This window comes from Flavobacterium sp. 270 (genome assembly GCF_004368785.1).
Taxonomy (GTDB): Bacteria; Bacteroidota; Bacteroidia; order Flavobacteriales; family Flavobacteriaceae; genus Flavobacterium.
This window is the reverse complement of record NZ_SODM01000004.1, coordinates 209,880-235,373: the sequence shown is the minus strand read 5'-3', so window position 1 is coordinate 235,373 and position 25,494 is coordinate 209,880. Positions and strand designations below refer to the sequence as shown.

Sequence of the window (25,494 nt, the reverse complement as noted above, 5' to 3'; positions counted from 1 at the left end):
GCCAAATCTGCGAGAGTAAATTTTTCCCGCAGATTTGGCAGATTGAGCAGATAAAAAGAAATAAATTGCAATGAATACTTTCAAAAATATTAAAACCAACATCGCCGTTACAGCCACAATCCTTTTGGCTTGCACAACTGTAAACGCCCAAAACGACACCGTGCGTTATGTTGGTAAAACACTTTCAAACATCGATTATCACCACGGACAGTTAAGTCCGGCGGTTGGAGTTCACGCCACACAAATCATGCGTGCCAGCCGTGAACATCCCGAAAAAGCCGATGGTTTTGGATGGACGTACAATCACCAACCCATGATGGCGTATTGGAACAATACCTTTTACCTGCATTATTTAAGCGATCCGTCAGGAGAACATATTCCGCCGAGCCAGACTTTATTAATGACTTCCAAAGATGGCCAAACCTGGACAAAACCAACCGTAATTTTCCCGATTTATCGCATTCCTGATGGCTGGAAAAAAGAAGGCGTAGAAGGAGTTTCTAAAAATCTGGATGCCATTATGCACCAGAGAATGGGATTTTATGCTTCAAAAGACAAACGACTTTTTGCTTTAGGTTATTACGGAATCGCAATGGATGAAAAAGACGATCCAAACGACGGAAAAGGAATTGGACGTGTAATTCGCGAAATCAAAAAAGACGGAAGTTTTGGTGAAATCTATTTCATAAGATACAATAAAACCTGGGACAAGTCAAAATCGGCATTTCCATTTTATACCAAAGCAAAAGACAAAGGTTTGATCAAAGCCTGCGAAGAAATTCTATCAGAACCATTGGTTTTACAACAATGGGTTGAAGAAGCCGATCGTGATGACGAATTAATTCCTTTACAGAAACCTTATAAAGCGTTTAGTTATTATCATTTACCAAACGGGAATGTGGTTGGTTTATGGAAACACGCCTTAACTTCAATAAGTAAAGATGGCGGTAAATCCTGGGATTATATGCCTTTACGCGCGCCGGGATTTGTAAACAGTAACGCCAAAATCTGGGGACAAAAAACGTCTGATAATCGTTATGCGACATTGTACAATCCGTCAGAATACCGTTGGCCTCTGGCAATTTCAACCAGCGATGACGGATTGAATTACAAAGATTTATTACTAGTTCACGGAGAAGTAAGTCCGATGCGTTACGGCGGAAACTACAAATCTGCCGGCCCACAATACGTACGCGGAATCACAGAAAAAAACGGAACTCCGCCAGACGGAAAAATCTGGGTGGGTTATAGTATGAATAAAGAAGATATTTGGGTGGCTTCGGTTCCTGTTCCAGTAACTTCGGTGGTGACAGAAAATGTAAATGACGTTTTTAATGATCTGCCAAACGGAGAAGAATTGAAATTTTGGAATACGTACGATCTTTCCTGGGCATCGACAAAAATTGAAAAGAAAGCCGATGGCAAAAAATGGCTGACTTTGAGAGATCAGGATTATTTTGATTATTCAAGAGCAGAAAGAGTAATTCCGTTTGCCTCAAAAATGGAAGCTGTTTTTACAGTAAAACCAGAACAAAATAATCATGGTTTATTGCAGATCGAATTTCAAAATAAACAAGGTTTGCCATCCGTAAGATTAACTTTTGATTCAGACGGTCAGATTAAAATAAAAACCGGAGCACGTTCTAATGGAATTGGCAAATATGAAGCCAACAAAGCTTATAAAATAACAGTTAAATTAGATGCCAAAAACCGTTCATACACGGTAAAAGTAAACGACGAAAAAGAATCAACAAAGATATTCTATGCGCCAACAGACGGATTTGAAAGAATCATGTTCAGAACAGGAGAACAAAGATATTCACCAAATCCGGACACAGCGCCAGACACAGACGATTACGACGACCTGCCTCAAACCGGAAAATTAATTCCTGAAGCGGTATTTAATATAGAGTCTTTAATTACGAAAAAATTATAAAAAGTTTTGCCACGAATTGCACTAATTTCTCGAATTATTTTAGCCACGGATTAAAGGATTTTTACTGATTCAAATCTGTTAAAAAAATGCTCTCGCAGATTTAGCAGATTATGGAGATAAAGAAATCCAAATAATCATTTTAATCTGTGGCAAAACAATAAATCCGCTCAATCTGCAAAATCTGCGTGAAACAAAATTTGCAGACAAACAAATAATAATGAAGAACTTTAAAAACATATTATTCCTATTTTGCCTTTTAGCAACTTTCATTTCGAATGGACAAATTCTGCCTGTACATCTCACGACAGAAATGGCCGAAAACCCTTTAACGGTCGTTCAGAATCAACCAAGATTTAGCTGGCAGTTAATTTCAAAAGAATCCAATTCATCGCAAATTGGCTATCAGATTTTAGTTGCTTCTTCGGAAGAAAAACTAAAAAACGACTATGGAGATATCTGGAATAGCGGAAGAATAAATTCTGAAAAAAACCTTCAAAATTCTTATAGCGGAAGTCCACTAAAAAACGAAACCAAATATTACTGGAAAGTAAAAGTATGGAATCAGGAAGGCAAAATTTTAAAATGGAGCAGAACAGCTTTTTTTAGAACAGCACCTTTAGAATCAGAATTAAATCCGGTTTGGATTGGCGCCATTACAAAAGCAGACAGCCATTTGCCGGAAGGGAGAAACTTTCATAGTGCGACTTACAAAAGAGAAAAGAAAGATGGGATTATCAATGCTTCAGATTCTCTTTCACGCAGAAGCATTATGTTGCGTAAACCTTTCGAAGTAAAAAAAGAAATCAAAGAAGCGGTTGTTTACATTTCAGGTTTAGGACATTACGAATTGACTATCAACGGAAAAAAAGTAGGGAACAATCAATTTGCGCCTTTGTGGACAGATTATGATAAAACGGTTAATTACAATACTTACGAATTAACTGCCAAAGAACTTCAAAAGGGCGAAAATGTAATTGGCGTTTTATTAGGAAACGGAATGTACAACACGCTTGCCGAAAGATATACGAAATTCTTTGTGAGTTTTGGTCCGCCGACTTTATTCTTCAAAATGAAAATCAGGTATAATGACGGTTCAGAAGAAATTATAAAGTCAGATGAAAGCTGGAAATACAGTAAAAGTCCGATTACGTACAATAGTATTTTTGGTGGCGAAGATTACAATGCCAACTTAGAACAAAAAGGCTGGAACACTAAAGATTTCAAAGATTCAAACTGGAAAAAAGTAGTGATTCAGGAAGCGCCAAAAGGGACTTTACGACCGCAGACTGCAACTCCAATTACAATTCAGAGACAATATGAAGTGAAAACTTCGAAAGAGCTGAAACCGAATTTTTATGTTTTTGATATGGGGCAGAATCTTTCGGGATTTCCAACCATTAAAGTAAAAGGAAAAAAAGGACAAACAGTTCGTGTTTGGGTTGGGGAAAGTTTAAATGAAGACGGAACTGTCGGACAAGGAAAATCTGGAAAACCATATTATTACGATTATACTTTAAAAGGGAAAGACGTTGAAGAATGGACACCGAAATTCAGCTATTACGGATTTCAATTTGTTCAGATTGAAAACATCAATTATAAAGAAACGAAGGATAAAAGTCTGCCGACACTTGTCGATTTAAAATCTAATTTCATTTATAATTCGGCGGGAGAAGCAGGAAGTTTTAAATCTTCAAACGAGCTTTTCAATAAAACGCATGAACTGATTAATAACGCGATAAAAAGTAATTTCCAAAGCGTTTTTACCGATTGTCCGCAACGTGAAAAATTGGGCTGGCTGGAAGAAATTCATTTGAATGGTCCGGGCTTAATGTTCAATTATAATTTGGAAAATTTCATTCCGGCAACGATGCAGAATATTTCAGATTCGCAAAGAGAAAACGGATTGATTCCGACAATTGTTCCAGAATATGTGGTTTTTGGAGGCGACTTTACCGATTCTCCGGAATGGGGTGTAACCGGCGTAATTCTGCCTTGGATGTATTATGAATATTATGGTGATGCCTCTTTAATCGAAAAATATTATTCGGTAATGAAAAACTATGTAGATTATTTAGAATCTAAATCTAAAAATCACATCGTTTCTCACGGATTGGGCGATTGGTACGATTATGGAACGCATCCGGCGGGATATTCAAAAAATAGTCCGATTGCGCTTTCGGCAACTTCTCACTTTTATTACGGAGCAAGTTTGGTCGCTAAATCGGCTAAATTGTTGAATAAAAGAGAAGATATTGAAAAGTACGAAACTTTAACGGCTGATATTAAAACAGCTTTCAACAAAGAGTTCTTCAACGAAGAAACTAAACAATACGGCACAAGCAGTCAGTTTAGTAATGCCGTTCCGGTTTTTATGGATCTTGTAGAACCGCAATATAAAGAAGCGGTAATGCAAAATTTAATTGCAGATATAAAAGCAAAAGGCGATCGACTGACAACGGGAGATGTTGGAAACCGCTATTTATTTCAGGCTTTGGCACGAAATGGAGAAAACGAAACGATGTTTAAAATGAACAATCATTACGATGCGCCGGGTTACGGTTTTCAAATTAAATATGGCGTAACAACTCTGACCGAACAATGGGATCCAAGAAAAGGGAACTCATACAACCATTTTATGATGGGGCAAATTGAAGAATGGTTTTACCAAAGTTTGGCTGGAATTATGGCCGATCCTGAAAAACCGGGATTCAAACATTTCTTCATTCAACCGGAAATGGTGGGCGATATGACTTTCGCGGAAGCGGATTATCAATCGGTTTACGGAAAAATTGTATCATCTTGGGAAAAGAAAGACGGAAAATTTATTTTGAAAGTTGAAATTCCTGTAAACACATCAGCTACAATAAAACTTCCTGTTGCTAAAAATTCTGAAATTAGAATTGATAATAAAAAAGTGAAAACAGGTTTTGATGGAAAGAAACCAACTTTAGAATTTGGTTCTGGAAAATATACAATTGAGTGTAGGTTATGAGTTCTTAGTCAATAGTCCTTAGTTCATAGCAATTAGCAAATAAAATCAATTGCCTCCAGTTTTAACTGAAGGTTATAAATATACAACGTCAGAGGGCTTTAGCCAAATAAATAAGTTAGGCTAAAGCCAATATTAAAAAAAATCAATTTGTGTTCCTCCAGCTAAAGCAGGAGGCAATTCAAAAAAATATCAAAATGAAAAATTTAAAATACACAATCTTACTTTCAATTTTCGCATTGACCATTTCAAATGCGCAGATCACTTCTGATGAAAATTTTAGAAAACCAGTTTCAGAAACAATTCAAAAAATCGGAACTATTTTTAATATTACCATCAACGACGACCGAGGTTTATTAAAAGGAAAAGAACTGGATTATGCTGACTGGAGAATTGAACCGGGAAATTTAGCTGTTTCGCTGACTAATATACTAGCGCCCTTTGAATTGATGTATTTTAAACAACCCGACGGAACCTACATTATTCGTAAATATGAAAACCATAAAGTTTCAGTTGATAAAGGAAAAGAACGTCTGTTCTATTTAGAAAGCCAGTATTCAACAAAAGACGAATGGGAGAAACGTAAAAAGGAGTTAAAAGCATGTATGATAACCTCATTTGGTTTAGACAAGGCTCCCCCAATGCCAAAATCTAAGCCACTTTTAACTCCTAAAAGAATTTATAAAGATTATAGTATTGAAAATATTGGGTTAGAAATTCTGCCGGGAGTTTACGTGACAGGATCGATTTACAAACCGTATCCGTTGAATAAAAAATCGGCTGTAATTTTAACTCCGGACGGACATTTTGGAGACGGAAGATATAGAAAAGACGAACAATTACGTTGTGCAATTTTAGCCAAAATGGGCGCGATTGTAGTAAGTTACGATTTGTTTGCGTGGGGAGAATCATTGCTTCAGTTTCCGGAAGAAACGCACAGAAACAGTATTGCATCGACAGTGCAGATTTTAAGCGGAATCCGATTATTGGATTATCTATCGACCGTTAAAAATGCCGATATGTCTAGAGTTGGCGTAACTGGAGGTTCTGGCGGAGGTTCACACACTATGTTTTTGGGAGCGATTGATGAAAGAGTAAAAGTTACGGCTCCGGTTGTAATGGTTTCATCGCATTTCTCAGGTGGTTGTCCTTGTGAAAGCGGACGCGGAATTCACCTTTGTGGAAACGGAACAAACAATGCTGAAATCTCAGCCATGATGGCGCCAAAACCACAATTGATTGTTTCAGACGGAAAAGACTGGACATTAGCAGTTCCGGAATTGGAATTTCCGTTCATTCAAAGAACTTATGAATTATACGGCAAAAAAGATTTGGTAGAAAATGCTCATTTTGCAAAAGAAGGACATGATTACGGCGTTTCTAAAAGAATGGCGATGTATCCATTTATGGCAAAATATTTAGGTTTGGATTTGAAAAAAGTGCAAAACGAAAAAGGTGAAATCGACGAATCGACTTGTGTAATCGAGCCAAAAGAAAAGTTGTTTGTCTTTGGAGACAAAGGCGAAAAACTTCCTGCGAACGCCGTAAAAGACATCAACAAATTATATGAAATGTTTGGCGAGAAAAATCTGAAGGTTTACGAAACTAAAAAATAGCCACGAATTACACGAATTGCACTAATTTTTTTGCCACAGATTAAAAAGATTAAATGGATTTTTTATCTCCCTAATCTGCTAAATCTGCGAGAGTAAAATTTTTTCAAGCCGATTTAGCAGATCGAGCAGATTTTTAATCTGTGAAAATCCTTTATCCCGATAGCTATCGGGAGTGGCAAAACAATTAGAGAAATTGAAATAAAAATTAAAAAAGAAATTAGTGCCATTCGTGTAATTCGTGGCAAAAAAAATATATCAACATGAAGTTAAGAACTAAAATAACGGCAATCTGTCTGGGAATTTTTTCGCTTACAGCAACAGCGCAAAACAACCTGAAATTATGGTACGATAAACCAGCCTCACTCTGGAACGAAGCCTTGCCTTTAGGCAATGGACGTTTGGGTGCGATGGTTTTCGGCGATCCGGCTGTGGAGCGTTTACAATTGAATGAAGAAACTATTTGGGCGGGTTCTCCAAACAGTAACGCGCATTCAAAATCAATAAAAGCTTTACCAATTGTTCGCCAGTTAATTTTTGACGGAAAATTTGATCAAGCCCAAGAGTTGGCTACACAGGATATTATGTCGCAGACCAATGACGGAATGCCGTATCAGACTTTTGGAAGTGTTTACATTTCTTTTCCGGGACATCAGAAATATTCGAATTATTATAGGGATTTAGATATTAGTAACGCTTCCGCGAAAGTAAAGTACACCGTAAACGGAGTGGAATTTACACGCGAAATCATAACTGCATTTTCAGATCAGGTTATTTTAGTGAAACTTTCTGCGAGTAAACCGGGGCAAATTACGTGTAACGTTTTCATGAACAGTCCGATTGATAAAACGGTCGCTTCGACAGAGGGAAACCAAATTATACTTTCCGGAGTTGGAACTAATTTTGAAAATGTAAAAGGAAAAGTAAAATTTCAGGGCAGACTTACGGCTAAAAATAAAGGGGGAGAAATTAGTGCCAGTAACGGCGTTTTGAGTATTGAAAAAGCCGATGAAGTAACTTTGTTCATTTCAATTGCTACTAATTTCAAAAACTATCAGGATATTTCGGGTGACGAAATTGCAAAGAGCAAATCATATTTAGAACAAGCTTTGCCAAAAAGTTTCGACGAAATCAAAACAGCACATACAGCCTATTATCAAAAATTCTTCAACAGAGTTTCTTTTGATTTAGGAACAAATGAAAATGCAAAGAAACCAACCAACGAGAGGATCAGAGATTTTTCCAAACAATTTGACCCACAATTAGCATCGTTATATTTCCAATTTGGGCGTTATTTGTTGATTTCAAGTTCACAACCGGGCGGACAACCAGCAAACTTACAAGGAATCTGGAATGATATGGTGACTCCGCCGTGGGACAGTAAATACACGACAAACATCAATGCCGAGATGAATTACTGGCCGGCAGAAGTAACCAATCTTACTGAAATGCACGAGCCTTTTATTCAAATGGCAAAAGAATTGAGCGTTACAGGTGCAGAAACCGCAAAAATGATGTACAATGCAAGTGGGTGGGTCTTACACCATAACACCGATATTTGGCGCGTAACGGCTCCAGTAGATTCTGCTGCGTCTGGAATGTGGCCAACAGGTGGCGCTTGGGTTTCTCAGGATTTATGGGAAAGATATTTATACACAGGCGATAAAAAGTATTTAGAAGAGATTTATCCGATTATGAAAGGAGCGGCAAGTTTCTTTTTAGACTTTATGATTATAGATCCAAATACAAAATATTTGGTTGTGGTTCCATCAAGTTCTCCAGAAAACACACATGCAGGCGATACCGGAAAAGCAACGATTGCATCGGGAACTACAATGGATAACCAATTGGTTTTTGATTTATTTACACATGTTATTGAAGCTTCAAAATTGGTTGCTCCAGATGCTGAGTTTATTAAAAAAGTACAAGAAGCATTGGCAAAAATGGCTCCGATGAAAGTGGGGAAATACAGCCAATTACAAGAATGGCAGGAAGATTGGGATAATCCGGAAGACAAACACAGACATATTTCGCATTTGTATGGATTGTTTCCAAGTAATCAAATCACGCCAGACAAAACTCCTGAATTATTTGAAGCAGCCAAAAATACTTTAAAGTATCGTGGAGATGAATCTACAGGCTGGTCAATGGGTTGGAAAGTTTGTTGGTGGGCAAGATTATTAGACGGAGATCATGCTTATAAATTATTGCAAGATCAAATGCATCTGGTTACCGCAGAACAGAAAAAAGGAGGCGGAACATATCCAAATTTTCTAGATGCACATCAGCCGTTTCAAATTGATGGTAACTTTGGTTGTACTGCCGGAATTGCCGAAATGCTAATGCAGAGCCAGGAAGATGCAATTCAGTTATTGCCAGCGTTGCCAAGTGTTTGGAAAGACGGAAGTATAAAAGGTTTGGTTGCGAGAGGCGGTTTCGTAATCGACATGACTTGGAAAAACAACAAAGTTTCGACTTTAAAAATTTACTCTAAATTAGGTGGGAACTGCCGATTAAAAGTAGAGAATACTTTGAGCGGTTCTTCGATCAAAAAAGCAAAAGGTAAAAATGCAAATCCGTTGTTTTATGAGGTGGAAGTGAAGAAACCAATTATCTCGGATAAAGCTAATTTAAAGAAAGTGGTTCTTCCCAATTATAATGTTTACGATGTGAATATGAAAGCAGGGCAGACGTATACTTTTACGGGGAAATAAAAGATAATAAACGCCATATTTGTCATTTCGACGAAGGAGAAATCTCCGTTAGAAGCTCGACAAAGATTGGCGATTCACTTTACGGAGTTACTTGCGGAGATTTCTCCTTCGTCGAAATGACAAAATTGTGTAAAAAAATAAAATAAATAATGTTAAAAAATCTCAAACATAAAATAATAACCCTTTCAATTATAATTGCTTGTTTAAACAGCAGTTGTAAATCGGGTGTAAATGTTTCAAACAAAGGAAAATCGGTTGTTTTAAAAGAAAATAACTTCAAACATTATGTCGATTATTTCAACACGATGGAAGATGAGAATTTAAAATTTGCGATTCCGAATGACAGTGCTTGGAGTTGGATGGAAAAGAATATTCCGTTGTTTGAATGTCCACAGCAGAATTTCGAAGAAATCTATTATTTCCGTTGGTGGAGCGCGCGAAAGCATATTATAAATACGCCGCAGGGATTTGGGATTACCGAGTTTTTAGTAGATCGTTCGTATGCAGATAAATACAATATGATTAGTTGTGCTTTAGGACATCATATCAACGAATTTAGATGGGTTCATGATCCGAAATATATTGAGCAGGACGTTCATTTGTGGTTTAGAGGAAATGATGGTAAACCAATGAAAAAATTACGTACGTTCAGTTCTTGGACAGCTGATGCATTATACAACAGATATTTAGTAAATAAAGATGACAAGTTTTTATTGGATATGTATCCGGATTTAATTAATGAATATGCAGCCTGGGAAGGCGACAGAAAACGTAAAGACGGTTTATTCTGGCAGTCTGATGTAAAAGACGGAATGGAAGAATCGTTGAGCGGTGCGAGAAAGTTTAGAAATGCGCGCGTAACGATTAACAGTTATATGTTTGGAAATGCCGAAGCTTTGTCTAAAATAGCAAAACTAAAAGGCGATACTGCAAAAGAAAATTATTTTACTGCTAAAGCGGACACGCTTCAAAAATTAGTGGAAACAAAATTATGGAATCCTAAAGATGAGTTTTTTGAAACTTTTACAGAAAAAGATACTTTAGCGCAGGTTAGAGAAGCAATCGGATTTATTCCGTGGTATTTTAATTTACCTGAAAAAAATAAAGGATTTGAAAAAGCCTGGGAACAAGTGAAAGACGAAAAAGGATTTTCGGCACCTTTTGGATTGACAACGGCAGAAAGAAGAAGTCCCCGTTTTAGAACTCACGGAACCGGAACTTGCGAATGGGACGGTGCGATTTGGCCTTTTGCAACTTCGCAGACTTTGACCGCAATGGCAAATGTTTTGAACAATTACAATCAAAATAATGTGGCTAAACCAGATTATTTCAAGCAGTTGGATTTGTACGTTCAGTCGCAGTATTACAGAGGAAAACCTTATCTTGGTGAATATTTAGATGAAACTACAGGATATTGGTTAATGGGCGACCGCGAAAGAAGTCGCTATTATAATCATTCGACTTTTAACGATTTAGTGATTACGGGTTTGGTTGGATTACGCCCTAGAGCGGATGAAAAAATAGAAGTAAATCCGTTGATTCCACAGGAAAAATGGGATTGGTTTTGTCTGGATAATGTTTTGTATCACGGTAATATTATTACGATTCTTTGGGATAAAACCGGAGAAAAATATCATAAAGGAAAAGGTTTCAGAATCTTTAAAAACGGAAAAGAAATTGCGTTTTCTGAGAAATTGGAGCGTGTGATTTCTGAATAGCTATTCTTAACGTTGAAATAAAAAATTACTCTCGCAGATTTTGCAGATTGAGCAGATTATTTTTTTCAATTTAAAAAATCTCCTAAATCTGCAAAATCTGCGAGAAACAATAAAATAATACCATGAAAAAGTTTTTTTTACACCTTACATTAATCATCACATTGTTTACATTTTCGGCGAAAGCCCAAAACAAAATCAGTGTAAACAATCTGCAATGCGAAATGCTGAACAATCCCGAAGGAATTGATGTGTTGCAACCGCGATTGAGCTGGCAGATAAATGCAAATGTAAGCGATGTAAAACAAACAGCTTACCAAATTATTGTTGCTTCTACAGAGGAGAATTTAAATGCAAATACTGCTGATTTATGGGACAGCGGAAAAGTAGCAAGCAACGAATCTGTCAATATTATTTACAACGGGAAAATATTAGAAAACAGACAAAATGCATTTTGGAAAGTAAAAATCTGGACTAATAAAGGCGAATTTCAATCTGAAGAAAAGACATTTTTCAGCATGGGAATTTTGAATTATGCGGATTGGAAATCTACGCGTTGGATTGGTTATGAAAAAGCTTCGGCTGGAGATAGCATTTCGCAGTTTTCGAGATTATCAGCAAGATATTTACGAAAAGAAATTGATCTTAAAAAACAAGTTAAAAGTGCGAAAGTATATTTAATGGGTTTAGGAATGTATGAATTGTACATTAACGGAAATAAAATCGGCAATCAGGTTTTGGCGCCCGTTCCTACGGATTATACGAAGAATGTAAAATACAATGTTTTTGATGTGACTTCACAGTTAAAAGAAGGCAAAAATATGTTGGGAACAATTCTCGGAAACGGCCGTTTTTTTACCATGCGTCAGGATTTTAAACCTTATAAAATTAAAACTTTTGGTTACCCAAAAATGGCTTTGCAATTGTTTGTAGAATATACAGATGGAAGTAAAGACGTTATCAGAACTGACGATACTTGGAAAGTTACTACAAACGGCCCAATTTTATCTAATAACGAATATGACGGTGAAGATTATGATGCGCGCAAAGAATTAAAAAACTGGAACACCATAAATTACGACGATAAAAACTGGCTGAACGCAGAATATGTTCAGGAACCGGGCGGATTTTACGAAGCGCAAATGACACCAAACATGAAAATCATGGGCGAAGTAAAACCAATTTCGATTAAACAAACTCCGCGTGGCACTTATATTCTTGATATGGGTCAGAATATGGTCGGCTGGTTGCAATTGAAAGTTAAAGGAAAAAGCGGTGACAAAATCACTTTAAAATTTGCTGAATCTTTGCAGGCTAATGGTTCTTTATATATTGAAAATTTACGCGACGCCAGAACAACCGATCATTATATTTTAAAAGGTGAAGGCGAAGAAATCTGGGAACCAAAATTTATTTTCCACGGATTTAGATTTGTAGAAGTTACAGGATTTCCAACAAAACCAACTTTGGATAGTTTCGTTGGAAAAGTAGTTTACGACGATATCAAAACAACGGGAACTTTTGAATCTTCTGACGCAACGATGAATCAGATTTTCAAAAATGCCTATTGGGGAATCAGAAGTAATTATAAAGGAATGCCGATTGATTGTCCACAACGAAATGAGCGTCAGCCATGGCTGGGAGATCGTACAACGGGCGCTTATGGCGAAAGTTTTATTTTTGATAATCAGACTTTGTACGCAAAATGGCTAGACGATATTAAAAATGCGCAGACTGCCGATGGCGGAATCCCTGATGTTGCGCCTGCTTTCTGGCGTTATTATGGCGATAATGTAACATGGCCTGGAACATATATTACGGTTGCCGATATGTTGTACCAGCAATTTGCCGATAAAAAAGTGATCGAAAAACATTATCCGTCAATGAAAAAATGGGTAGTGTATATGGAGAAAAATTATTTGGTTAAAGATTTAATGACCAAAGATAAATACGGCGATTGGTGTGTTCCGCCAGAATCTCTGGAGTTAATTCATTCTAAAGATTCGGCCAGAACTACAAATGGCGAATTGATTGCAAGTGCTTTCTATTATCATTTATTACAAAAAATGAAAAAGTTTGCCACGATTAATAACTCCGGAAAAGAAGATATTCAGTATTACGATACTCTTTCGCAGAAAATAAAAACAGCTTTTAATGCTAAGTTTTTCAATTCAAAAACAAATAATTACGCTAATAATACAGTAACGGCAAATCTTTTGCCATTGACTTTCGGAATGGTTCCTGAGAATCTTGAAGATAAAGTTTTTGAGAATATTACTCACGAAGTAGAAGTTACGTACAAAGGTCACATTAGTACGGGTGTAATCGGAACTCAGTTTTTGATGCGAACTTTATCGCAGTTCGGACGACCTGATTTATCTTATAAATTGGCATCCAACAACACCTATCCGAGTTGGGGTTACATGGCCAAAAACGGAGCGACAACAATTTGGGAATTATGGAACGGAAACACCGCAGATCCTAAAATGAATTCGCAAAACCACGTAATGCTTTTAGGAGATTTATTGATTTGGTATTACGAAAACATGGCTGGAATTAAAAGCAATCCAGAAACTCCGGGTTTCAAAGAAATTATCATGAAACCAGATTTTAATGCTGGATTGACTTTTGTAAATGCATCATATGAATCGATTCACGGAACTATAAAAAGTGACTGGAAGAAAAGTAAAAATGCCTTAAGTTGGAATGTTTCAATCCCTGCAAATACAACAGCGATTGTTTATCTGCCAACAGAAAATGCTTCTAACGTTACCATCAATAATCAAAAACTAAATAAGACTTCAAATACATTTAAAACCGAAAAAGGTAATCTTGTACTTACACTTACATCGGGATCTTATGTTTTAAATGTTAAATAATCGGGTTTTCTGTTAATTCGGGACAGTGCAGGATAGATATTTAAAAAATTAGTGTCATTTTTACACTTAATAAATAATTTTGTGTAAAAAATTATTGAGAATGCATTTAATATCAGAAATTGTAATTCAAAAATAAAACCTAAGAATGAAGATTTTAAAAGTAACATTTATCCTGTTTAGTTTAATCCTTTTCGGAAGCTGTAAATCGGCTTTGGAGAAAAAGACCTGGAAAGAGGGAATTTTAGTAGACCAATTTATCTACGACAAAGCGCCTTATCCGTCTTGTCATGCCGTAACAATTGTAGAAGCAACCAATGGCGATTTAGTATCATCGTGGTTTGGAGGAACTGCAGAAAGAAATCCTGATGTTTGTATTTATGTGGCCATCAAACCAAAAGGAAGTGATAAATGGAACGAAGGTGTAAAAGTTGCTGACGGAGTGATGAAAGAAGGCCCAAGATTACCAACTTGGAATCCCGTTTTATATCAAATTCCGGGTGGCGATTTAATGCTTTTCTACAAAATCGGACCAAAACCATCAGAATGGTGGGGCGTAATCAGAAGATCTTCTGATGGCGGAAAAACATGGTCTGAAGCAGAAAAAATGCCAGACGGTTTCTTAGGGCCAATCAAAAATAAACCTGTTTTATTAAGCAACGGAACTTTACTTTGTCCGTCAAGTATAGAAGGCGACGGCTGGAGACTTCGTATGGAATCTACGCCAGACTTCGGAAAAACCTGGGTAATGGGCGATACGCTTTCGAGAGGAAAAGAAAAAATCAACGCTATTCAGCCAAGTATTTTATTCCACAAAGATGGAAGTATTCAGGCAATCGGTAGAACCAGAAACAGAGCGATTTATAGTACTTTCTCCAAAGACAACGGAAAAACATGGTCGGATGTAGAATTAATCGGACTTCCAAATAACAATTCAGGAACTGACGCTGTAACACTTAAAGACGGAAGACATCTTTTAGTTTACAATCACGTTTTACCTCCGGGAAAAGAAGCAAAAGGACCAAGAACACCGTTGAATGTTTCGGTTTCTAAAGACGGAATTAATTGGAATGCGGCTTTGGTTTTAGAAGATTCAAAAATCAGCCAGTATTCTTATCCTTCAATAATTCAAAGTTCAGACGGAATGGTGCATGTCGTTTATACTTGGAGAAGAGAAAAACTGAAATATGTAAAAATCGATCCAAGTAAACTGAAAGCAATTCCAATCAAAAACGGAATCTGGCCAGGCGATGAAAACAAAGTCGTAACGGCCGTAAAAGCAGAAGAAGAGTAAAAATATAATGCCACAGATTAAAAGGATTAAAAAGGATTTTTTTTATTCTAATTTAATCTCCATAATCTGCTAAATCTGCGAGAGTAAATTTTTCCCGCAGATTTAGCAGATTTAGCAGATTTTTTAATCCATATAATCCTTTAATCCCGATAGCTATCGGGAGTGGCAAAAAAATACCAATATGAAATCTAAAAGAAATTTATTAATTGCACTACTTGTTGTTTTATCGGCAACATTTAATAGCTGTGCTACAGCTCAGGCATCAAAAAATAAACAACAATATAAAGTTGCGGTTTGCGACTGGATGATTTTAAAAAGACAAAAATTAGGCGCTTTCGGATTAGCATCAGAAATAAAAGCAGACGGTATAGAACTCGATATGGGCGGTTTAGGAAACAGACCAACTTTCGACAGCAAACTGGGCGATCCTGTAGAAAGACAAAAATTCTTAGATAAATCGAAAGAAGTAAATGTTGGAATCAGCTCAATTGCGATGTCTGGTTTTTATGCGCAGTCTTTTGCTAAAAGAGAAAGCATCGAACAAATGGTTAATGATTGTGTTTTGGCAATGAAAAACATGAAAGTAAAAGTAGCTTATTTGCCTTTAGGAACTCAAAGTGATTTGACTAAAAATCCAGAATTGCGTCCAATTGTGATTGAAAGATTAAAATGGGCGGGAAAACAAGTTGGTAAAATTGGCGGTGTAATTGCAATAGAAACCTCTTTGAATGCTACAGACGAGAAAAAGTTATTAGAAGAAATCGATTCAAAATACATTAAAAGTTCGTTCAATTTTGCAAATGCGGTTGATAACGGAAGAGATATTTCGGCTGAATTAAAAATTCTAGGCAAAAAATATATAGCACAGATTCACGCTTCAAACACCGATAAATTTTGGTTAGAAAAAGATCCGGCGATCGATATGCCAAAAATAAAACAAACGCTTGACGAAATGAAATGGAGTGGCTGGCTGATTGTAGAACGTTCCAGAGATGTTACACAAGTGCATGATGTAAAAGCCAATTATGGAGCAAATGTTGCTTATTTAAAGAAGATTTTTCAGAATTAAATAAAATAATGATCATCTGTAAAAGTTAAACATTCCAATTGATCATATTTATATCTGCCAAATCTGCCAGATCTGCGAGAGTAAATTTTTCCCGCAGATCTGGCAGATTAAGCTGATTTTTTAGAATACAAAACCAAAATACAATGAAATACCTAAGTTTACTTTTTTTAAGTTTTTATGTCAGTTTCGCGACAGCGCAAAATATCACAATTGTTAGTGATGCAAATTCGCCTAGAGCAAAATTTGGTGCAGAAAAATTATCAGAAACTTTAATTTCAAAAGGAATCAAAGTTATTTCTTCGGATAAATTTAAAAAGTCAAAAGAGCAAGTAATTGTTATAGGTGAAAAAGGAACAGACTTTTGGAAAAAAAACGCCAAAAGTGCCAAAATCGACGATAGTAAACTCAGTAAAAAAGAAGGTTTTCAGATTCGTACGCAAAATAATATCATTTTTATTGAAGGAGCAGATGCGACTGGAGCGTTGTATGGCGCTTTGGAATTAGTAGGGCGTATTAAAACTTCGGGCGCAGTTCCTTCAGAAATTAATATCGAAGACAGTCCGGAAATGGTTTTGCGCGGTGCCTGCATCGGAATGCAAAAACCGGTTTATCTTCCGGGTCGTGATGTTTACGAATATCCGTATACACCAGAAACTTTTCCGTGGTTTTACGATAAAAAACTATGGATTAAGTATTTAGATATGATGGTCGATAACAGAATGAATTCCTTGTATTTATGGAATGGCCATCCTTTTGCTTCATTAGTAAAACTAAAAGAATATCCATTTGCGGTAGAAGTAAGCGACGAAGATTTCAAAAAAAACGAAGAAGTTTATAAATTCCTAACCGTAGAAGCCAATAAAAGAGGAATTTGGGTAATTCAGATGTTTTATAATATTATCGTTTCTAAACCTTTTGCAGAACATTATAACATTAAAACGCAAGATCGTTCAAGACCAATTACGCCTTTATTATCAGATTATACCAGAAAATCAATTGCAGCATTTATCGAAAAATATCCAAATGTAGGTTTAATGGTTTGCCTTGGCGAAGCCATAAATACAGTTGATGACGACGTAGAATGGTTTACTAAAACAATTATTCCAGGCGTGCGCGATGGTTTGCAAGCTATCGGGAAAACAGATGAACCACCAATTATCCTGCGTTCTCACGATACAGACGGGCCTTTGGTTATGGAAAAATCACTTCCGTTATACAAAAACCTTTACACAGAAAGTAAATATACAGGAGAATCTCTAACGACTTATACGCCGGGGGGACCTTGGGGAGAAACGCACAGACAATTAAGCGCTTTAAAATCAATCCATATTGAGAATGTTCACATTTTGGCCAATTTAGAACCTTTCAGGTACGGTTCACCAGATTTTATTCAGAAAACGGTAAAAGCGATGCACAGCGCACACGGAGCCAATGCATTACACTTATATCCGCAAGCTTCCTATTGGGATTGGCCATATTCTGCCGATAAAACCAAAACTGGCGAAAGATTGTTAGAAATGGATCGCGACTGGATTTGGTACAAAGCTTGGGCAAGATATGCTTGGGACAGCAAAAGAGATCGTAATGAAGAAGTTAAATATTGGGATAATGATTTAGCGACAAAATATGGAACTGATCAGGAAGCTGCAAACAATATTTTAAAAGCCTACGAAGAAACAGGAGAAATCGCTCCAAAAACATTAAGACGTTTCGGAATTACAGAAGGAAACCGTCAAACCTTATTGTTAGGAATGTTCGAAAGTCAATTGGTAAATCCGGCAAAATGGAGAGTTTATCCAGGATTCCATGAATCTTGCGGACCTGCGGGCGAATTGCTTTTGGAATATGCTAAAAAAGAGTGGAATCACGAGCCGCATTCAGGTGAACTTCCAACACAGATTATAGCTGAAATCACAGAACACGGAAGATTAGCTGTTGAAGCCATCGACAAAGCAGAACCAAGTGTAACAAAAGATAAAGAAGAATTTTTACGCCTTAAAAACGATGTACATTGTTATAAAGCTTTCGCCGATTTCTTTTCAGAAAAAGTAAAAGCAGCGTTATTGGTTTTGAGATACAGCTATTCTAATGATATTTCAGATCTGGACAAAGCGATTCCGCATCTGGAAGAAAGCATCAAACATTACGAATTATTGGTAAATTTAACCAAAGATAATTACTTGTATGCCAATAGTATGCAAACCGCTCAACGTAGAATCCCGATTGGTGGCGATGATGGAAACAATAAAACATGGATTGAATTATTACCACATTACGAACGTGAATTGGCTAACTTTAAAAGAAATTTAGAAAAGCTGAAATCGTCTAAAGATGGTAAAATCGAAACTGTAGAAGGAAAACCTTGGAAAACTGCTGATGTAGCTTTTATAGATGAAAAACCAGGATCGTATTTAGTTAAAAAAGGAACAAAAATTTATGGAACCGATATTTCTGAAATCACGAAATTAGCACCAGAACTTCAGAATCTAAAAGGTTTCACTTTTGCAGAAAACGATCAAAATGAAAAAGGAACACATCTGAAATTCAAAAATAACAAAGCTGTAAAACTGGTTGTAGGTTATTTTAATTCAGATCAAAAGAGATTTTTATTACCGCCAAGTTTAGAAACAGACGCAGCCGGAAATGCTTACGGTCAGGCCGAAGTTATTTTAGCAAGTGCCATGAATTTGAAAGAATTACCACGTGTAAACATTCATACCTACACTTTCCAACCGGGCGAAAATAAACTCGATTTAGGCAAAGGAAAAGTATTGATTTTAGGCTTTATAGACGCAGATCAAACCATTACAACGCGCGATGTTGGTTATATAGACGAAGGAGAAAAAGCGGCTATAGATTGGTTGTTTTATTAAAATAATAGTATTTTGGGCGTGTCCCTCACGCGAACCAAGATTACGTTAAACCTGACGGGTTTTCAAAACCCGTCAGGTTTAATAACACAATCTTGTCATTTCGACGAAGGAGAAATCACACTAGAAGCTCCGCAAAGTAGAGACAATCTTTGTCGAATCCCGAGTGCGATTTCTCGTTCCTCGAAATGACAAAAAGTGAGCATAAAAATTAAACCAAAAAACAACCTTATAATCACTTATATGGTTTAAAAAAATATGAACAGAATAGTTTTTTTTATTTTTTGTTTTTTCTCAAGTTTTTGCACTGTTTGGAGTCAGGGCAAAAGTTCTGTACGTAAAGAAATTTCGCTGAACTCATCTTGGGAGACCGTAATGCTGGATAATCTTCCGCTGAAAGAAGAAGATTTTGTAGAAAATCCAAAAACTGATTCCAATTGGCAAAAGGTAAGTGTGCCTCACAATTGGGATCAGTATTATGGTTTCAGAAGAACAAAACATGGAAATTTACACGGGACTGCGTGGTACAAAAAAACTTTAAAACTTGACAAATCTGCGGTTGGTAAAAAACTTTTCCTTTTTTTTGAAGGCGTAAGTTCTTATGCAGATGTTTGGGTAAACGGCAAAAAAGTAGGTCAACACAAAGGCGGAAGAACGACTTTTACCTTAGAGATTACCAAAGCCGTTTCTTTCGATAAAGAAAACCAGATTTTGGTAAAAGCCTCACATCCATCTTTTATTGCAGATCTTCCTTGGGTTTGCGGAGGCTGTTCCGGCGAATGGGGATTTTCAGAAGGTTCTCAGCCAATGGGGATTTTCAGACCTGTTTCTTTAATGATTACAAACGATATTAGAATAGAACCATTTGGTGTTCATATCTGGAATGACAAATCGGTTTCTAAAGAAAAAGCAATACTTCTTACCACAACCGAAATCAAAAATTACGGAACTTCAACCCAAAACTTAACTATTGAAAATACTCTTTTTGACGCTTCAGGAAAAAAAGTTTCATCTATAAAAACAGAAACCAAAAGCAATTCTGGCGAAACAAAAGAAATAGCTTTAACACTTCCCGAAATCGCAAAACCAAATTTGTGGTCTCCGGCAAATCCGTATTTATATAAACTTGTAACATCAATTTCTGAGAACGGAAAAATAATAGATCAACTAACAACGCCTTACGGAATCCGTTGGGTAAGCTGGCCAGTAAGTCGCGACGGAAAAGACAATCGTTTTTTCATCAATGACGAACCTGTTTTTATTAACGGCGTTTGTGAATACGAACATCAAATTGGAAACAGCCATTCATTTTCAGACGAACAAATCCACGCTCGAATTGAAGAAATCAAAGCGGCTGGATTTAATGCTTTTAGAGAAGCGCATCAGCCTCATAATTTATCATATCAGAAAGAATTAGACGAAAACGGAATCTTATTTTGGAGTCAGTTTTCGGCGCATATTTGGTACGATACACCAGAATTCAAAGAAAATTTCAAAACCCTTTTGCGCGAATGGATTAAAGAACGCAGAAACAGTCCGTCGGTTGTAATGTGGGGATTACAGAATGAAAGTACAATTCCGAAAGAATTTGCGGAAGAATGCACTAAAATCATTCGCGAAATGGATCCGTTATCGGCTTCACAAAGAATCGTAACGACTTGCAATGGTGGAGAAGGAACAGATTGGAATGTCGTACAAAACTGGTCCGGAACGTATGGAGGAGATCCGTTAAAATATCATCTCGAAATGAGCACGCAGTTATTAAACGGCGAGTACGGCGCTTGGCGTTCTGCAGATTTACATACAGAAGGCGAATTTGATCAAAAAGGGACTTTAAGCGAGAACAGATTTTCACAATTAATGGAAATTAAAGTCCGTGAAGCAGAATCGGTAAAAGATAAAATCGCCGGACAATTCAACTGGATTTTTGCTTCACACGAAAATCCTGGACGCGTACAAAACGGAGAAGGATTTAGAGATATAGACAAAGTTGGACCCGTAAATTACAAAGGACTTTTTACGATTTGGGGCGAACCTCTGGATGCGTATTATATGTACCGCGCCAATTATGTTTCGAACAAAACCAATCCTATGGTGTATATCGTTTCGCATACCTGGCCAAGTCGTTGGGAAAAAGCCGGAATTAAAAGCGGAATCGATATTTACTCCAATTGTGACGAAGTAGAATTGTTTAATGACGTGAATAAAACGTCATTAGGAAAACTAAAAAATCCGGGAGTTGGAAATCATTTTCAGTTTAATAATGTAAACGTTCAATACAATGTTTTATACGCGGTTGGATATGTAAACGGAAAAGCGGTTGCAAAAGATTATATTGTTTTGAATACTCTTCCGAAAGCACCAAATTTAGAAGCTTTAACTCCGAATAAAACCGATATTTTACAAGCTAAAAAAGGTTATAATTATATTTACAGAGTAAATTGCGGTGGTTCTGAATTGACAGACAGCAACGGAAATACCTGGTTAACCGATACACACAAAAACGGACAAAATACTTGGGGCTCATTATCTTGGACCGATAAATTTGAAAAACTTCCAGATTTTTATGCAAGCCAAAGAAGTACTTTTGATCCAATTAACGGAACAAAAGACCAGACTTTATTTCAAACTTTTAGATACGGAGTTGATAAATTAAGTTATGAATTTCCTGCTCCAGACGGAGAATATTTAGTAGAATTATATTTTACAGAACCGTGGTACGGAACTGGCGGAGGTTTAGACTGCAAAGGCTGGCGTTTGTTTGACGTTGCCATAAACGATAATGTAGTTCTTAAAGATTTTGATATTTGGGCAGAAGCCGGACACGATAATGCTCTGAAGAAAACTTTCACAGTAAAAAGCAGTAACGGAAAAATTAAAATTTCGTTTCCAAATACAAAAGCAGGGGAAGCAATAATTTCGGCAATTGCGATTGGAACAAAAAATTATCACGCAAGACCGTCTGAAGAATCGGCTAGAAATATTCAGAATGTAAGTTTAGATTCCAGAGATTTTAAAATTGCTTCGTGGTTGGATATCAATTCAAAACAATTCGTAAACTCAGAAGTTCTTTTTACCGAATTACCTTCGGAAGTTTTTGGCGCTGATTTCATTCAATTTTCAACAGATTCGAAAAGTTCAGGTTCGTTTACAGCAAAAGAAGAATCGAATATTTATGTTTTAGTTGATAATAAAATTAAATCTTTAAACTGGCTTTCGGATTATAAAAAAATAGATGAAAAAGGGAAAAATAGCAATGGAATTTCATTTGATGTTTTCACTAAAAAAGTAAAAAAAGGCGAGAAGATTTCTTTTGATAATTCAGAAACAATAACTTCGATTGCAGTCGTTCCAACTTATGATATGGGTGAAAAAGACGATTCAAGACCTGTTGTAATTATCGAAGCTGAAAAAGCCAAAACATCGGGAGACGGAATCGAAAAGGGAAATTTCAAAAAAGCCGATTATATCGAATTCACAAAAAAGACAAATAACAGCATCGAGTTTGAAGTAAAACCAGGAGTTGCGGGAATTTATTTAATGCGTTTCCGTTTTATGAATCGAAACGAAAATCCATTAAAAGTAAAATTCAAAATGGAAGATGCTTACGGAATTTTAATGCGAAATGACACGATTGAATTTTTTCCTTCACCAGAAAAATGGAAGGTTTTGAATACGACTTCGGGAGGTTATATCAATGCCGGAACGTATAAAATTACTTTGGAAGGTGAAGATTTGAAAGGGTTGTTGATTGATAATTTTGAGTTTCAATAAATAAAAAAATACTCTCGCAAAGTCGCAGAGTCGCAAAGAAAATTAAACCATATAAGTAATATAAGAAAATTTAAGTTTTGTCTAAAATGAACTTATATTACTTATATGGTTAAGAAAAAAAACTTTGCTCCCGAAGCCTCGGGACTGCGACTTTGCGAGCCAAATAATAAAAACATGGTTAAGAAAATTACACTTACACTTGCAATCTTGTTTTCAACAGTAATAATGGCACAAAAACAAGCCAGAATTATAGAAGACTTCAATAAAAACTGGAACTTCAAATTAGGAGATTATCCAGAAGCTGTGAATGCAAATTACAATGCATCAGATTGGAGAACGCTTCAATTGCCACACGATTGGAGTATTGAAGGCGCTTTTGATAAAGACAATAAAACCAAACAGGCACAAGGATTTTTGCCTGCTGGAAAAGGCTGGTATCGTAAAGTTTTTACGGTTCCTGCTGATTGGAAAAACAAAATTGTTTCAATTGAATTTGATGGGGTTTTTAAAAACAGCGAAGTATTTATAAACGGACATTCTTTAGGAATGCGTCCAAACGGTTATATTTCTTTTGCTTACGAATTATCACAATTTTTAAACTTCGGAAAGGAAAATAGCATTGCCGTAAAAGTCGATAACGATGCGCAGCCAAATTCGCGTTGGTATACAGGTTCTGGAATTTACAGAAATGTAAGATTAGTTGCGAGCGAAAAACTACATATTGCAAAATGGGGAACTTTTGTTACAACTCCAGAAATTACTGCTGAAAAAGCTTCTGTTAAGATTGAAACGGAGATTCAAAACGATTCTGATACTGCGAAAGAATTTAAATTGGTAAGTTTGATTTTAGATGCTAAGAATAAAGAAGTTGTTAAAATTGAAACTATTGAAAAAATTGACAGTAAAAAATCTGCAATAAAGATTCATAATTTAAATGTAAATAACCCAAAATTGTGGAATACTGAAAATCCATATTTATATAAAGTGGTTACAAAAATTTACGAGAAATCTAAACTCGTTGATAATTACGAAACTCCGCTTGGTATTCGATATTTTAAATTTGATGCTGAAAAAGGATTTTCTTTAAATGGAGTTCCGACCAAAATATTAGGCGTTTGTCTGCATCATGACAATGGCGCTTTGGGTTCGGTAGAAAATATTCATGCCGTTAAAAGAAAGCTGACTTTATTGAAAGAAATGGGAGCCAATGCGATTAGAATGTCTCATAATCCGCATTCTTTGGAAATGATGCAATTGTGTGACGAAATGGGTTTTATCGTTCAGGACGAAGCTTTTGATGTTTGGAAAAAGAAAAAAGTAACCAATGATTACCACAAAGATTGGGATGCATGGCACAAACAGGATTTGGAAGATTTTATCAAAAGAGACAGAAATCATCCGTCGGTTATAATGTGGAGTATTGGTAACGAAATCCGTGAGCAATTTGATTCAACTGGAATTGCAATTACAAGAGAATTGGCGAAAATCGTAAAATCTTTAGATACAACTCGTCCTGTAACTTCCGCTTTGACGGAAAATGTAATTGAGAAAAACTTCATTTATCAATCGGGTGCTTTAGATCTTTTAGGATTCAATTATAAACACGAAGATTATAAAGATTTTCCAACGAAATTTAAAGGACAAAAAATACTGGCATCAGAGAGTGTTTCGGCTTTAGAAACGCGTGGACATTACGATCAATCGGATGTAATTAAAGCTTGGCCTACAAAATTTGGCGCTCCGTTTGACGGAAATGCAGATTGGACCGTTTCGGCTTACGATCAGGTGAAATCGTATTGGGGCGCAACGCACGAAGAAAACTGGAAAACGATCAAGAAACAGGATTTTATGGCGGGTACTTTTATCTGGACAGGTTTCGATTATATAGGCGAACCAGATCCGTATCCGTATCCTGCGAGAAGTTCGTATTTCGGAATCATCGATTTGGCGGGACTTCCAAAAGATGTGTATTATATGTACCAAAGCGAATGGTCGAAAAAAGACGTTCTGTATATTTTCCCGCATTGGAACTGGAAAAAAGATCAGGAAATCGATGTTTGGGCGTATTATAATAATGCCGATGAAGTAGAACTTTTCTTAAACGGAAAATCTCTCGGAAAGAAATCCAAACAAAATGATGATTTACACATTTCATGGAAGGTAAAATTCGAACCGGGAACTTTAAAAGCGATTTCCAGAAAGAATGGAAAAGTAGTTTTAGAAAAGGAAATTCACACGGCTGGAGAAGCTTCTAAAATAGATTTAAAAGCGGATAAAACAACCATTAAAAATGATACTTACGATTTGGTTTACGTAACCGTTTCTTTAGTTGACAAAGATGGAAATATGCTTCCAAATGCAATGGATTTGATCAATTTTGAAGTTTCTGGCGGAGGAAAATTAGTTGGCGTTGATAACGGTTATCAGGCCAATTTGGAATCTTTTAAAGCGAATTCCTGTAAATTGTTTAATGGAAAATGTATTGCAATTATTCAGTCGAATGGAAAGAAAGACAAAATTCAGTTGAAAGCTACTACTGCCAATTTACAAGCTTCTACAATTGAAGTTAAAGTACAGTAAAATTTAATCTCGCGAAGGCGCAAAGATTTTTAAACATATAAGTTTTATATAAATAATTTAAGTT

At 36.3% G+C, this 25,494-nt stretch carries 11 protein-coding genes; all 11 read left to right on the top strand.

Annotated elements, in window-relative coordinates; genetic code table 11:
• The first annotated feature begins 70 nt into the window (after positions 1 to 70).
• The 11 genes from EV144_RS15795 to EV144_RS15745 all read left to right on the top strand — a co-directional run bounded on the left by EV144_RS15795 (position 71) and on the right by EV144_RS15745 (position 25,430).
• Positions 71 to 1,936, top strand: a complete 1,866-nt coding sequence (locus EV144_RS15795) for a six-hairpin glycosidase (protein ID WP_134150135.1) — start codon at positions 71 to 73, stop codon at positions 1,934 to 1,936.
• Between the two features lie 217 nt (positions 1,937 to 2,153).
• Complete coding sequence (locus EV144_RS15790) at positions 2,154 to 4,928, top strand: glycoside hydrolase family 78 protein (RefSeq protein WP_134150134.1); 2,775 nt, start codon at positions 2,154 to 2,156, stop codon at positions 4,926 to 4,928.
• A 194-nt stretch (positions 4,929 to 5,122) separates the two neighbouring features.
• Positions 5,123 to 6,541, top strand: a complete 1,419-nt coding sequence (locus EV144_RS15785) for an acetylxylan esterase (RefSeq protein ID WP_134150133.1) — start codon at positions 5,123 to 5,125, stop codon at positions 6,539 to 6,541.
• A 260-nt stretch (positions 6,542 to 6,801) separates the two neighbouring features.
• Entirely contained in the window at positions 6,802 to 9,252 is a 2,451-nt protein-coding gene (locus tag EV144_RS15780) for a glycosyl hydrolase family 95 catalytic domain-containing protein (protein WP_134150132.1), read from the top strand.
• 149 nt (positions 9,253 to 9,401) lie between these two features.
• The gene (locus EV144_RS15775) at positions 9,402 to 10,970 is read left to right on the top strand and encodes an MGH1-like glycoside hydrolase domain-containing protein (protein WP_134150131.1); all 1,569 of its coding nucleotides are present in this window, start codon (positions 9,402 to 9,404) and stop codon (positions 10,968 to 10,970) included.
• Positions 10,971 to 11,092: 122 nt separating this feature from the next.
• A complete protein-coding gene (locus EV144_RS15770) occupies positions 11,093 to 13,846 on the top strand; it encodes a glycoside hydrolase family 78 protein (RefSeq protein WP_134150130.1) in 2,754 nt (917 codons plus the stop codon).
• A gap of 145 nt (positions 13,847 to 13,991) precedes the next feature.
• Entirely contained in the window at positions 13,992 to 15,137 is a 1,146-nt protein-coding gene (locus EV144_RS15765) for a sialidase family protein (protein ID WP_134150129.1), read from the top strand.
• A gap of 181 nt (positions 15,138 to 15,318) precedes the next feature.
• The gene (locus EV144_RS15760) at positions 15,319 to 16,206 is read left to right on the top strand and encodes a sugar phosphate isomerase/epimerase family protein (protein ID WP_134150128.1); all 888 of its coding nucleotides are present in this window, start codon (positions 15,319 to 15,321) and stop codon (positions 16,204 to 16,206) included.
• Positions 16,207 to 16,349: 143 nt separating this feature from the next.
• Complete coding sequence (locus EV144_RS15755; RefSeq protein WP_134150127.1) at positions 16,350 to 19,079, top strand: glycoside hydrolase family 20 zincin-like fold domain-containing protein; 2,730 nt, start codon at positions 16,350 to 16,352, stop codon at positions 19,077 to 19,079.
• A gap of 255 nt (positions 19,080 to 19,334) precedes the next feature.
• Entirely contained in the window at positions 19,335 to 22,850 is a 3,516-nt protein-coding gene (locus EV144_RS15750; RefSeq protein WP_134150126.1) for a malectin domain-containing carbohydrate-binding protein, read from the top strand.
• A gap of 105 nt (positions 22,851 to 22,955) precedes the next feature.
• Positions 22,956 to 25,430: a sugar-binding domain-containing protein gene (locus tag EV144_RS15745; RefSeq protein ID WP_243854684.1), complete on the top strand. Its 2,475-nt coding sequence runs from the start codon at positions 22,956 to 22,958 to the stop codon at positions 25,428 to 25,430.
• Positions 25,431 to 25,494 lie beyond the last annotated feature (64 nt).